This is a genomic window from Streptomyces sp. NPDC047982 (assembly GCF_043204165.1).
GTDB lineage: Bacteria > Actinomycetota > Actinomycetes > Streptomycetales > Streptomycetaceae > Streptomyces.
This window is the reverse complement of sequence record NZ_JBIDBS010000016.1, coordinates 93,318-107,893: the sequence shown is the minus strand read 5'-3', so window position 1 is coordinate 107,893 and position 14,576 is coordinate 93,318. Positions and strand designations below refer to the sequence as shown.

The window sequence follows — 14,576 nt, the reverse complement described above, 5'->3', positions numbered from 1 at the left end:
AGGGTGTGGCTGCGGGCCGACTGGTCCAGGACGCCGGGAGGGTTGCTGGCCAGGGGGAAGTCCTCGTCGAGCGCGGTCAGCTCGGCGTCCAGCCCGGCGAGGTCGTCGAGGTCGGGGTGCCGGTCCGGTACGGCGAACAGCAGGGTGGTGAGCTGCGCGCGCAGCGGTTGCAGGGCAGCCTTGACGGCGGTGAGGCGCACCGTGGCGGGCCGGGTGTTGTGGGCGGGGCTGTTGGGTCCGATCGGGACCGCGCCCTGTGGCCAGCGCACCACCACGCCGCGCGCGCCAAGGCGTTCGGTGGTGTACCCGGCGCGCTTGAGGTCGGAGCCGAGGGTGATGCGTCCGGTCGCGATGACGGCCGTGGCGGCACTGGCGCCGGGGAAGTCCTGTTCGGTGGCGGTGCGCACCTGGAAGGTCTCGGTGGGGTCGGTGCGCCGGCGGTGGGCGTCCAGGATCGCGTGGACTTCGGTGGCGAGCTGGTGGCGTTCGGCGGCCAGGCCGCGGGGCGGGGTGACGGTGACGTGGCGGGCCTCGCCGCGGTGGGCGCTGCGCGGGTTGTCCTCGTCGACGGTGACGGGCTGCCAGCCCAGGGCGTGCAGGCTCCAGATGCGGGCATCGCGCTCGTTGGGTGCCTCGAACGGCATCATCGTCATGGTGATGGCGACGGTGCCGTCCAGGTTCGGCGCCAGCGTGTATCCGCCGCCGCCCCATGCGGCGGGCACCAGCCCGCTGTCGTCCAGAACCTGGGCCAGGGCGCGTTCGGCGGTGGTGACGGTGCCGATGGGGGCGGTGGCCGGGGAGGGCGGGCACAGCGGGGCCTGCTCGCCGTCGGGGAAGATCCGGGGCTCGTCGGCGGAGGCGATCCAGTCGGCTGCCAGCTCCTGTGCGGATGCCGCCAGGGTGGTGATGACTACCTGGTCGGCGTCCGGGAGCTGGTGGTGAGCGGCGCGCTCGGCCAGGTAGCGGGCGGCCCGGGCCACGTCGAGGGTGGCACGGTAGGCGTCCTCGCGCCGGTCCAGCTTCTCGTCGCGGGCCAGGATGCGTGCCGGGCAGCGCAGGGCCGCCGCGCCGAGGTCGTCGGTGTGCGGGCTGGCGAGCTTCTCGCGGACCGCGTCCAGTGCCAAGACCTGTTCGATCTGGTCCAGCAGCGGGGCGCGCCGGTTGCGGAACGCGGTGATCGACCGGCGCACCGTGCCGCCGGGGAATTCGTTTCGCAGGGCCGTGGTGACGGCGGCGGGGCGGGTGGCCTGCAGGGTCTTCCACCAGGCGGCGAGGGGTCCTTCGCCCAGAACGTCTCCCCCGCTGCGGGCGATGACGTCGCTGAGCAGGGTGGTCTGCTCGGCGGGCAACTCGTGCTGCCACGCGGTTCCGTATAGCCAGTCGGCTACGGCCTGCCGGGCGGTCTCTGGATCGGCTTCGGGTTCGGTGTGGGTGGCGAGCTCGGCATCGTTCTCGGCCCGGCGGCGCAGTTCCAGCAGCGCGAGGTGCAGGCGCGGATCGGCGTCCCGCTCGGTGGCGGCCAGGTTCCCGGCGTGCTGGGACGCGGCCTGGGCTGCGGCCTCCAGGGTGCTCGCGTCGTCGATCTTGTCGAGGCGGTGCAGGTGTGCCTGGCCTCGTACCTCTTCCGTGAACGCGGCCAGTGTGCGGTGGTCGCTGTAGACGATGCCGTGCTCACGGGCCTGCATCAACGCGGCCAGCACGATGGGGGCATGGCCGGTGGTCAGGGGCCGCTGGCCATCCAGCACCGCGGTGCGCACCAGTTCCAGGAGGTTCTCCTGCGCGGCGAGGCCCTGCGCGGCACTGGCGTAGGGCTGGGCGCCGCGCGGGACGGGTATCGCGTCGGTGACCGGTGTGCCGGGGTCGGGTACGCGGTCGGCGGAGGTGCCGTCGGTGGGAAGAGTGAGCAGGTGGCGGCCGAGCCGGTCGACGTAGTAGCGCGCCAGGTTGTGCAGCGCCAGCGCGAAGAAGGCGCGCTGGTTTCCGCTGTTGTTGAGCACGGTCTTGGCGACGGCCGCGATCTTGTGGTGGCGGTGCATCTCCCCGGCAAGTCCGCCGACGTCACGGTGCCCGTCGCGCAGGCGGAGCGCCGCCTGGAGGACCCGGCCCGCGTCGGCCGGCATGTTGTCGTCGAAGGGCAGGTGGTCAAGGAGGTAGGCGAGCGCGGTGATGCGTTCCTGGTCCTGCTGCATGTCGTGCACCGGGTAGGTCTCGCCGGTGGTGCCGGTGCCGTCGGGCACCAGGTGGTCGGCGAGCTGGTCTGCGGCCTGCTCGATGAGACGCAGTGCGTGGTGGGCGGGCTGTGTCGTGTGGTGCTGGCTGTGCCGTCCGATCGCTTCTTCGACGGCATGGCGCGTCCGGGCGGCAGCCTTCGCCAGCTCCTTGGCCTGGGCGGCCTGCCGGTGCCAGTTGCCCGCGCCGCCGATGAAGGGCAGGGCCTGGTCGAAGGCGTTGATCTGCTCGTTGTCCTTGAGGACGGTTCGCAGGTGACGCATCGCGTCCTTGTGCAGCGTGTTGAGCGCCGCGCCGACCTCATCGAGTTCTGTCGCGATGGTGATCGGCTCGGTGAGGGTGGCTTCGAAGGCCTGGGCGTGCTCTTCGAGCGGGGCGCCGATGGGACGGCGCATGGCCAGGCGCATGGTGTCGCCGGACGTCTCCCCCACCGGGGTGAAGATCCGCGGCTCGCTGTCGCTTCCCGTGACGCTGAGGACCCCGTTGTCCCAGACCGGAGTCTCAGCGCCGGTGCGCAGGGCGAGCGCGTACAGCTCGGCGGCGGTGTAGGTGACGGTCTCGTCCCAAGTCGCGGAGCCGGCGGCGCGCATCAGCTGGGATGCAGGAAGGTGCTCGGCGATGGTCTGGGCGAGGGCGCGGGCGCGCTGCTGCTCTGCGTCCTCGGCTCCGCTCGGCCAGCTCTCCTCCCCGGTGGTGGCCAGGGTTTCGGTGGTGACGTGCATGCGGGCTGCGTGCTCGTAGGCGGCCGAGGCCAGCGCGCTGATGCTGGACTCGTTGATGCCCTCGGTCTCTTCGAGGTGGAGCTGGAAGGCGTGGGCGAGTTCGACGAGCTTCACGCACCAGCGCGCGGCGTCGGGGCGGGTACCGAGCTGCTCGGCGGTGGCGTCCTGCCAGAGCTCGGTGGCCGCTTCGTCGGCGATCTCCTTGAGCGCCTTCTCGCTGACGTACTGGTGTCCGCTCCAGGTGCGGGTGAACGCACCCAGGGCAGCGATGAGTTGCAGGAGGCCGGTGCGGGCGGAGGCCTGGTCGGGGTAGGGGTCCTCGGCCTCGCCCATGCCCTGCGGGTCCTCCAGATGCCAGGCGGCCAGTGCGGCTGCCGGGACCGGCGCCCCGGGGGCGGGCGCGGGTGCCGATGCGGCATCCAGGCGCGCGGTGACTTCGCGGACCAGGTAGGTGTGCAGGTGTTCGGCGGCGGTGGTGGGCGCGTCGTCCGCGCCGAAGTACAGCTCGATCAAGCCTGCGGGTACGACATCCTGGTGGGCGGCGAGGTGTGCTTCGGTGAAGCGGCTGATTAGGTCGTCCGCGTCGTCGCCGAGGCTGCCGGTGAGACGCAGGCGCAGGTCGATGTCGCTGCTGGCTGCGTCCGCGAGTGCGGCCACCTGCTCGGCCCACGGCTGCCACCGGCCGGGAAGCTCGGTGCCGGCGGCGGGTAGCGGGTTCAACTGCGCCGGTGCATGGGCGGGAGCGGCCTCGCGCAGGGTGCGCGACATGGTGCCGAAGAGGCCGACGAAGTCGCCCGTCGGTCCGATGTCGCTGTGCAGGACGCGCCGCAGGCGGGGTGACATGTCCTGCTCGCGCTGTTCCAGCCACGCCCACAGGGCCGGCGCCTGGGGCACCTCGGCCGTGGATGAGGCGTGGTGATGAATGGTGGACAGCAGCTGTTCGTCGGTGCGGGCCTGCGCGGTGAGGGCGGCGACTTCCTGCTGGAGCTGCGGGTCTGCTTCGTCGACGAGGCTCTGGGTGCGCTCGGCGTGCCGGGCCGCGGTGCTGTGCAGGGTCATCAGCAGGTCGCCGTGGCCGAACTGGCCCTCTTCGGACTGCTCGTGCCAGACCTGCCGGGTCAGCTCGCTGATCTGGTGGCACAGGGCGGGCAGAACCGGGGAGACACCTGCGGTCGGGTCGCCGTGCTCACCGGTCAGGTGCTCCAGCAGGCGCAGCAGGGTTCGCTCGCCGGCCGACGCGTCGGGCGTCAGCGCGCCGGATTCCGTCGCCCGCTGCGCGAGGCGGATGAGGTAGTTGTGCCGGGCGGTGAAGTCCTTGTGGTTTGCAGGGGGATTGGCGGGGTCCAGTTCGGGCCGTGTCAGCTGCAGGATGCCGCTCTGGCGCACGGCGGCCGCGGCGTGGTCGGGCTCGTGGACGATGGTGGCGGTCCACTGCCGCCCCATGTCCGTCGCGACAGTGTCCAGGGCCTGCCAGCCGAGCATGCGGTCGGAGACTTCCCCGGCGCGCAGGCGCGTGATGCCGATGACCTGGTCGAGGAGCTCGACCCAGCCGTTCGGGGTCGCGCCGGGCCTGGGCGGGTCCAGCAGCGCGGACAGCGCGATGACGGAGTGCCGCTCGGCTGAGGGGAGCTGGTCGAGCGGGCCGACCTCCTCGGCCCACTCGCGCCAGGCGGCCTGCAGGCCTGCCAGGGCTGCGACCGCCTGTTGCGGGCTCGTGTAGGCGGTCTTCTTGGCGGCACTGCGCAGGGAGGCTCGGCGCAGTTCGGGCATGCCTCGGGCAGCGGCGCGGGCGAGGTAGTTGTCGCTGTGCCGCAGCAGGGTGGTGAGCTGGGTGAGGGCCGGGTGCAGCGGGCGGGCCCCGCCGTTGTCGGTCAGCTCTGTGCGCAGGAGCAGCAGGTGCTGGTGGGCCTCGGACATGGCGCGCCAGTGCTCTGCCGGTCCGCCGTTCTCACCGGGTTCGGGCAGGCTCGCGGCGGCGTCGGCAAGAGCTTCCTCGGTGGCCTGGGTATGCCACGGCGTGACGTCTTCGATCAGCGGGCGGTGCTCGGCCAGCCACTGCCCAAGGTCGGACAGAAGACGGTCGGCGGCCTGGACGGCTTCCGGTCCCGGCGGGAAGGGGGTGGGGTGGAGCACTTCCAGTGCCCACTCCCCCGCCTGCTCGGCGCGCACGAGGGTGCTGGTCGTCGGCTCCTGCTCGGCGGCGTGAGGCTGTGAGGTGGTGAGTGATTCGAGGGAGGTGTTGACGGGGTCGGTGTCCGGCCGCGGCGTTGCGGCGTATTCGATGAGTGCGCCGAAGGTGTCGGTGTCGACGTCTGGGCCGAACAGGCCGGGCCAGTCGCCAGGGTGGTTGGACAGCAGGGCCCGGGCGTCGTTGACGGTGAGGCCCTGGGCGGTGGAGATGAACCGCGCGGCGTCCTCCTGCGCGGGCAGCACCTGGAGGGTGCCGGTACGGCCGCCGTCGCGCGACCACAGGGCCAAGGGGTCTTCGCCCTGCCAGAAGATCCGCAGGCCGGAGTCGGATCCGAGGCGTTCGTGCAGCTCTGCGCCGCGGCATACGAACACCTCGCGGCCGCGCTGGACGGCATACAGGGTGTCGGGTGCGGGCTGCAGGGCGAGTCGGGCGCTCTGCGCGGTGTGCGCGGTGACGTGCGCGGCGAGCAGGTCGATTGCCGCGTCGTCACCGAAGAATGCGTCGATCAGGGCGGCGTCCCGTGCATCGCTGGGCGTGCCGAGCTGCTCCATGACCTGGTCCTGGATCCAGTCGCGGATCAGGTCGACGACCTGGCCGTCCAACGGTTCGTTGCTGACGGTGAGGCCGACGGTGCGCGGGTCGGTCGCGGCGGCGTCCAGGAGCTGGTCGATGAGCTCGGCGTGCTGCTGCCACTGGGGCGGGAGCGGCAAGCTACGGCCGGTGCGCGCGGGCTCGGTGCCGGTGGCGTGCTGGGCGACAGTGACCGCCAGGCGGGCAAAGGCGCCGGTGAAGCCGCCCGGGGTGAAGTCGGCGTGCAGGGTGTGGCGCAGCAGCGGGCTCATGGCTTCGGCGCGTGCGCTCAGCCAGTCCAGCAGGGCCGGCGCGTAGGGCACGGGGGCGTTGCTGGTGAGGGGGTTGGTGGGGGTGCCCATCGCGGCGAGCAGCTCGGGGTCGGCAAGTGCCTGCTGGGTGAGGGTGTCCAGCTCGGCGTTGAGCTGTCCGTCCGATTCGATGAAGGTGGCGTGCAGCCGGCGCGCGTGGTGGGTGGCGGCTGCCGCGAAGTTGCGGAAGTCGCTCTCCCGGTGGGCGCGATAGCCCTCCTGTTCGTATTCGCGGCTCACCTGGCGGGCCAGCTGGGCCGCCTGGTCGAGCAGGTGCGGCCAGGCCGGGTCGATGAGGCCGTCGCCCGTGTGCAGCGGGCGGCGGTCGATCTCCTCCAGGAGACGGGACAGGCGCCGTTCGGTGACCGCCTTCTTCGGTCGGAGCTGCGCGTGGGCCCGGCGCGCGGAGCTGACGCGCGCGCCGTGCGAGCGGTCCATTCCTTCTTGGTCGGGCCGCCCGTCGGTGCGCGCGTACGGGGGTGCCGGGTCGAGGTTGCGGTAGGTGACTTCGAGCGGCCGCGACGCTCCGGCCAGGGCTGCCTCGGCCAGGTCCGGATGGGTGAGCAGGGTCTGGGCCGTACGCCCCAGGTAACTGGGGAGGGTGCCGCCCGACCTGCGCAGGTCTAGGCCCGTGGCGCGGGCCAGGCCGTGCAGGGCCACCAGATGGTTGAGGGCGCCGCGCGGTGTGCGGGCGGCCGCCACCCGTGCCGCGAGAAGGTCGAGCTGCTGCTGGCTGCGCTCTTGGCCATCGGGTCCGGTGGGCCGCGCAGCTTTTTCCTCCAGCGCGGCGAGCGCCTGCTGGATCTCCTCGGCGCTCGTGTAGGGCTCATTCCACAGCTGGGCGGTTTCGACCAGCCATGCCGCATCGGGCTCGGGCGGTGGAGTGTGGGCGAGGCGGTCGACGTGGAGGGCCGCAGCGCGCGCGAGGTGCCGCAGGCGGCCGTTGGTGGCGCGGCGGTCGGCCGGTGCGAAGTCCGGGTGCGCGGCAAGCGCATCTGTGGCCGCCTGGATGCGGGTGTATGCCTGGAGCTGAAGGCCCCAGTCTGCGGCGGGGGTCTGCTGAGCGTCTGCCCAGGAGTCGGCGAACTCCGCGATGGCCAGGCTGAGTTCTTCGCCGGGTTCGGCGGGAAGTTCCTGATCGAAGTCTTCCCTCCACTGGTCGTACAGCTCGTGCAGGGCCTCGCGTGCGGCGGTGGCGGAGTCGTGCTCGTTGTCCGTGGCGTACGGTGCGGGCCGGTCCTCCCCCAGGATCCAGCGGGCCTGGGACATGGGGTCGTCGCTTGTGACGGTGTCCTGCCCGGCCTCCTCCGTGAGCTCAGCCGCCGGGGCAGGGGTGGGGGCCTGTGTCGCGGGGGTGCCGTTGGCGGTGGGGTCCGCCGCGGCCAGGGCGCGGACGGTGTCGTCGTCACCGTCACGAATGGCCTGGATGAGGGGTTGGTTGTTCTGGCTCCAGGTCTTCATCTCCTCTTCGAACTGCGCGCGTGCCTGGGCCTCGATGGAGCGAGCCAGGTCGTTCTCGCCGGCGCGTTGGGCCAGGGTGGCGTGGTGACGGTCGAGGAAGGTGCGGGCGAGGCCGGTGAAGGCGTTCAGGGGGGCCTGCATGGTGGCGCGGTCGCGGCCCTTGAGGGAGCGCAGGAGCCGCTCGGCCTTCATCAGGGACTTGGTGAGAGCGGCCTCGGTGTCGTGCCCGTCACGGTCCTCATGAGCGGCGACCGCCGCGAACAGCTCGCGGCGCAGCTGGTCAAAGGCACGGGGGACGGCCCCACGGTCCCAGGTCTCGAAGGCCGCGGCGCTGAGTGCGATCTCGGCGGCATCCACCCGGGCGAAGGCGTCGTCCCACTCACTCTGAGTGGTGAACACGGGCACCGGTGCAGGCGGCGGCACGGCGGCGGGCGGCTGCGGCGCCGGGGCGGGAGTCGGCTCGCCGGTGGGCGCCGGCGTTGCGGCCGCGGGCGGAGCAGCGGCCGGGGTGCTCGGACCGGTGGCTTCGGCCGGGCTCTCTGCGACCGGGTGCTCGGTCGGGGGTTCGACGGCTGCGGGGGTGGACGGCGCGGCGCGGCGGGCCAGGCCGGTGAGGCGGGCGTCGTTGGACACGGCTTCGAGGCGTGATCCGTCGCGGCGGCGGGCGGTGAGGTGGCGGCCTTCGCTGCTGATGGTGTGCAGGGCGGGGCCGTCCTGCATGAGGCGGCGCAGCAGGGTGTGGGCGGCGACGGGCTCGGTGCCGACCGTGTACTTGGCGGACAGGCCGAGGTCGTCGAGGCGGACGTACTCGCGGCCGTCCTCGGCGCCGGACTGGTCGGTGCGGGGTTCGGCGGAGTCCTCCCACTGGGCCAGCGCCGAGGGGGTGGCGAGAGTGGCGGTCCAGCGCTGTTCGTGCAGGGTGGCCAGGCGGCCGAGCCGCTTGAGGTCGGTGGCCATGGGGTTGTTCTTGCCGAGCGTCTTGGTGGCGTCCTCGATGGCGGTACGCCACAGGTCGGGCGGCACGATCGAGGCGGCGGGTGCCAGCACCTCGCCCGCCAGACGCTTGGCCCGCAGGCTCAGGCTCTCCTCGTACAGCTGGGTGACGGCCTTGGTGAGTTTGCGGGCGCCGGGGCTGTTGACGGCGTCGGGGTGGGATTCGATGACCGCGCGCAGGGCTTCGGCCAGCAGCCGCTCGGCGATCAGGGTGCTGAGCCGGTCGGTGTAGTGGGGGAAATCCTCCTGCTCCTCATCGGCTCCGGTGGGGCCGTCGGCGGATTCACCGGAGCCGCCGCTGCCGCTGGAGCGGCGGCTGGAGCGTCCGCCTCCGCCTCCTCCTCCCCCGCCGGAGCGGACCATGGCCGCCCCGTCCTCGGCGCCGCCCGCGTAGCTGGGTACGGCGCCGGCGGGGCTGCTGCTCTGGGCGGGGGCTTCGGTTTCCAGCTCGGCCATCAGGGCGGCGAGCTTCGCCTTGGCCTCGATGAGGTTGTCGTCGTCGTGGTAGACGGTGCCGAGGTACTGCTGCGCGTTGGCGACCTCGGCCATGGCGTGGGCGTGCTGCTTCTGGGCGGTGGCGAGGTCGTCTTCGAGGTGGGCGAGGCGGTGTTCGAGGGACTGGATCGTGCCGGAGACGGAGGCGGGTTCGGTGGTGAGCTTCTTGTGGTCGACGGGCACGGGCTTGCCGGTGCCGAAGTCGAGGTGGAGGTCGAGGAAGTCCCGGCGGGCGAAGATGGGCACGCCGCCGAGTTCGGCGATCTCCAGCGGCGGGTGGTTGCGCTGGCCACGCAGTTCGTCGAGGGCGTCGATGAGCCGGAAGTGCAGGGCGCGCGCGGCGTCCTTGCGCTTGGTGTAGGTGCGCTTGGTGCCGGTGCGCTCCACGACGGTCATGGAGAAGTCGGTGTCGCGGGTGGAGCGGCGGGTACCGGGCGTGGTGGCGTCGCCGAGGATGGTGGTGAGCCAGGAGATGCTGGCCTCGAGCTGCTCGGCGCGCAGGGTCTCGCTGTCGATGGTGTGCCGCAGCCCGTACTGGGCGGCGTTGTGGGCGTGCTTCTCGGCCTCCATGCCGAGGATCTCGTTCTGGAGGGTTCCGACTTCCTGCAGCCGCGGATCACCGGCGCCCATGGCGACGGCTTCGACCATGTACTCGTTGAGGTCCATCGCGATGTCGTCGATGGTGCGGTCGGTGAGCTTGCCGCTCATGAGCTGCTGGATGAACTTGGCCTTGCCCAGGACGAGCTGCCACACGTAGGCGTCGAAGGAGTTCTCGGTGACGTAGTTGTAGACGTGGACGTCGCGGCCCAGGTCGTAGTTCAGGTTCTTCTGGCGTACGACGCGGCCGGTGCGCTGGTGCAGGTCGACGGGGCGCCAGGGGCAGTCCAGGTGGTGCACGGCGATCGCACGCCGCTGCACATTTGTCCCGGTTCCCATGGTTTCCGTGCTGCCGATGAGCACGGAGATCTTGCCGTTGCGGGCGTCGCGGAAGAGGGCTGCCTTCTCGCGGTCGCTCTTGGCTTCCTGCATGAAGCGGATGCCGTCGGTGGGCACCCCGCGGGCCGCGAGCTCCATGAACAGGCCGTCGTAGACGGTCCACTTGCCCTGCTTGAGGGCGTCCTTGGAGGGGGTGCCCAGATCGGCGAAGACCAGCTGCAGGCTGCCGGGCAGTTCGTCGGGCGCCGCGTCCTTGGGGCCCTGGTAGACGTCGTCCTTGTGCTTGAAGTACAGCTCGGCGATCTTATCGGCGGCCTTCGAGATCTTCGTCTGTTCGCCCTCTTCGAGGGCGTAGCCGATCAGCCGCGGGTCGAGGGCTGCCTGCCTCATCCAGCTGGCCAGTTTGAGCATGTTGTCTTCGCTGGGGTCCACCGAGCGTGAGCGAATTGCGCGGGCCCGGCTCTTGGCCGTCTCGGCTATCTCAGCGTTGACGCTGGTGGGCGGGCACGTGATGATCTGCGGGCCGCCGCCGAACACGTCGGGAACCGGCAGGCCGAGGTCTTCGGCGGTCTTGACGTCGGTGGGCACCCACCAGGCCGTCAGCAGCTCCGGCATGTTGGTGAAGCGCGCGAAGCGGCTCTTGGTCTGCAGCCCGCCCTCGGGGGCGATCTCGATCTTGGTGTCGATCTCGGCGTGGTTGGCGACCCAGTCGTCGAAGTTGTCCAGGCCCTCGGCGGCCAGGATGTCGGGGCACAGCAGCTTCATCCACACGTACGCCTCGGCGATGGAGTTGACCACCGGCGTCGCGGAGGCTCCGGTGATCACGCGGGCGCCGTACTTGGCCCGCATGTACTCGAGCTTCATGTGCAGGTCGGTCGCGCGGATCGACCCGGCAATGCTCAGCCCGGCGTTGTTGGACGGGTTGTACAGATTTTTGAAATTGTGGATCTCGTCGACGAACAGGTAGTCGATGCCGAGCTGCTCCCAGCTCAGGCCGCCCTCACGGATCGAGCGCATCCGGGCGCGCAGGGCCTGTTCGCGGACCAGTTTCTTGCCTTCGACCTCCTTGACGGTGTCGTCGTTGTTGGGGTCCTCACCCTCGGCGATGAGCTTGGCGCGGCGTCGCTCCAGGTCGCGGTCGAACTCGGCGAGCTGGTTGGCGATGTAGTTCTCGTGCTCGGCCGCGGAGAGCGGGATCGCCTTCATGACGCCGTACGTCATGATGATCGCGTCCCAGTCGCCGGTGGCGGCCTTGGCCGCGAACCGCTTGCGCTTGCGGCGGGTGGACAGGTCCTTGGTGGAGGCGGTCAGCACCTTCGCACCGGGGTAGGCCTGCAGGAACTCCCTGGTCCACTGCTCGGCCATGTGGTTGGGCACCACGATCGCGGGCTTTCGGGCCAGGCCGAGGCGGCGCAGTTCCATGGCGCCCATGGACATCTCGAGTGTTTTGCCGGCGCCGACCTCGTGGGCCAGCAGCGCGGACGGCTCGTTGAGGATTCGGGAGACCGCGGCCTGCTGGTGGGGGCGCGGGTCGAACGCGGTGGACAGGCCCGGGAAGGACAGCTTGGGCGCGTCGTCGTAGTTGCGCAGGACGAAGCTGTTGAAGCGGGTGTTGTAGAGGTTGGCGAGGTGCTCGGCGCGCTCCTCGTCCTTCCACAGCCAGTTGCGGAACTCCTCGTTGATGCGCTCCGCGTACCTGTTGGCGATGGTCGTCGCGGTCATCGCCTCGGCCCGGAGCTGGGCCTTCTCCGCAGCGGTGGCCTCTTCAGGGGGAGTGAAGGTGATCCGGATGGGCCGCTGGTTGAGCAGGGCACGGGCGATCTGGACCGCGTTCATCTCCTGGGTGCCCCAGACCGCGGTCGTCATCACGTTCTGCTCGGTGTTGCAGTCGACCGTCCACGTGGAGCCGGCGGCCCGCTCCACCTTGATCGACTCATCGCGCAGCAGACCGCGCAGGAACTCCTGGACGTAGGAGGCGTCCACCCAGGGGGCGCCGAGCTTGACGCGGATCTCCCCCGGGGGCACGTCCTTGGGCTGCACCTCGGTGAGCGCGGCGACGTTCGCGATAAACCGCTGATCGACGGCGGCGGCGTCCTGGGCCTGGGCGAGCTTGAGGCGGACGTTGCCCGACAGGTACTCGGCGGCCGGCACCAGCCGCCCGGTGCGGGGCTCCTCGAACACCACTCCGAACAGTGCGTCCCGCGCAGCCTGCTCGCTGTCCAGCTCCAGCAGCCGGGCGATGACGTCGAGGCGGATCGTGCCGTGCAGGTCGAGGCTGATCGCGGCGGCCTCTTCGGGCGTCTCGGCCCTCTCGGGCAGGGTGCGCGGGGCGGAGACGCGCTGGGTGAAGATCTCGGACTTGCGGGCGGTGCCGGTTTCCTCGTCGTAGTCCTCGAGCGCGTAGACGAGCGGCGCGTGCGGGTCGTCGGCGAAGCCGCCCTGCGGCGGCGGGACCCGCGCCCAGACCTTCAGCTTCCCGGTGTCGCGCATCTCGTCGCGCACCGCTTGCACCTCGGCCAGTGCCTCGCGCAGCGCGGCCGGGGCCTTGGTGGCGTCCCAGCCGAGCAGGACCTGAAGGTCGGCTTCGGTCATCACGCCGTCGCCGAGGTTGTCGATGGCGGCCTGCTGCTTCGAGCCGAGCCGGCCCGTCACCTCCAGGGCGGCGTCCATCAGCTGCTCGGACAGCTCCTCGGGCACGTCGTCCCAGGTGAGCTTGCGGGTGCGCTCCTGCCGGGTGAAGCGGCTGACCGGCCCGTACTTCTCGACATACGCGTCGTAGTGCGCGTTCAGGGTCGAGCGCAGGAAGGTCAGCCAGGCCTCGTCCGCGTCCGGAGAGGTTTCGGCGTCCAGCAGTTCCGAGACCGCGTCGCGTATCAGCAGCAGCGCCCTGAGCTCGTCGCGCTGGGTCTTCGGGCAGGGGTGCGGTTCGCTGTCCTCCAGCCGCGCCGACCAGAAGCTACCGTCGTCGAGCTCGATGATCCGCCCGTCGAACCGCTCCGCGTTCTCCCCGAACAGCTCCTGCGCGCCGGGCCCCTGGGCCTCTTCCTCGCGCCGTGCGGGGTTCTCCGTCATGACGAGGCCAGCCTCGACGGCGGCCGCGATCTCCCGCTCCAGCGCCCTGTTCAGCGCGGCTGCGGTGTCACCGCCGCGGGCGCGGACCTCCGGGCGGTGCTTGCCGCCGCGGGGCCGGCCGGGCACCAGGGTGCCCAGGACGTTACGCGGATGGGCCTGGTAGTACTCGTTGACGTCCATCCGCTCGTCGTCTTCGGTCTTCACCTCCTCGGTCTTCGCGAAGACGGCGCCTTGCTTCTTGTGGGAGGGCGCCTTGCGGCGGAACACCAGGAGGTCGGTGGCCACGTCGGTACCGGCGGCTGCGGCGTGGGCGCCGTTGGGCAGCCGGATCGCGCACACCAGGTCGGCGAGCTCGCCCATCTCGGCGCGGGCGGCCTTGGAGGACTTGTCGAGCGTGCCGGTGGAGGTGATGAACGCGGCCACTCCCCCGACCCGCACACCTTCCAGGGCCTTGATGATGAAATGATCATGCATCGGAAAATTGCCGGGATTGTGACGGGGGTCCGTCAGGCGTGCGGAATGGAACGGCACGTTTCCGATCGCGGCGTCGTACTCGCCGGTCCTGACCCTCGACTTCTCGAAGCCCTCGTTCAGGATCCGGGCCTGCGGATACAGGGCCTGGCTGATCGCCGCGGTCACCGGGTCAAGTTCGACACCGGTCATCTCGGCCCCCTCAGGAGCCATCCCGATGAACGTGCCCACCCCGGAGCCCGGCTCCAGGACCCGGCCGCCCTTGAACCCGAGTGCTTGCAAGGCCCGCCAGATCACCTTCACGAAGGCGGCGTCCGTGTAGTGCGCGTTCAGCGTGGTCCGCCGGGCGGCCTGGTACTCCGTCTCGCTCAGCAGGTCCCGCAGCTCCGCCTGCGCCGCCTCGTACTTCTCCCGGTGACTCTTCGTCCGCTCCCGTGAGGGGGCGAACAGGTTCGGCAGGGCACCCCACGACGACCACCGGGCCAGGACCCGGCGCTCCTCGTTGGTCGCCTCCCGGTTCTCGCCCTGGATGAGCCGCAGCACGCGCAGCGCGGCGAGGTTCGCCTCCAGCCGGGCCATCGGCGCGGCCGGAGCAAGATCGTTCTGGTCCTCGGGGCGGAACGCCCCCTCCTGGGCCGCCATTTACAGCAGCCCCTGACGGCCGAGAGCCTCATCCGAGAGACCGGTCAGCTCCAGCAGCCGGGCCGGAGCACCTGCCCGCAGCCGTTCACGCTCCGCGGCGCTGAAGTCCCCCGGCCTACTGCGGCCGGCCAGCAGGTCGTGTAGATGCTGCTCACGCCACTGCTCCTCGGCCACCTCGGCCTCAGTGAGGTGCGGATCGTCGGCCAGGTCGACGTCCTCTTCGGCCGGGAGGAGCACGAGCTCGCGCAGCACCTGGGCCTCAGCCTCGTGCCGCAGTTGCTGCAGACGGCCGGCACGCTCGAGATAGGACTCCCCCGCCACCGCAGGCGCGGTCACACGCTCGGCGGCCCAACGGCTCCGCACCTCGTCCTGGACATCGATGCCCAGCTCAGTGAAGAACGCCTCGGGGTCATCGATCTCCGCGATGCGCCCGGGCCGGAACTCCTGCCAGTGTTGTTGCGCGCGCCGCCCGTACTGATTCAC

General features: G+C 71.2%; 2 protein-coding genes (1 of these 2 only partly in view). Both read right to left on the bottom strand.

Annotation, left to right across the window (positions count from 1 at the left end; genetic code table 11):
• Positions 1-14,093 carry the start of a UvrD-helicase domain-containing protein gene (locus tag ACGF2V_RS20615; RefSeq protein WP_362708191.1) on the bottom strand. The gene continues 17,011 nt to the left of window position 1, outside the view, so 14,093 of the gene's 31,104 nt are visible here — the first part of the coding sequence; the start codon lies at positions 14,091-14,093; its stop codon lies beyond the left edge, outside the window.
• Entirely contained in the window at positions 14,094-14,576 is a 483-nt protein-coding gene (locus ACGF2V_RS20610) for a hypothetical protein (RefSeq protein WP_362708188.1), read from the bottom strand.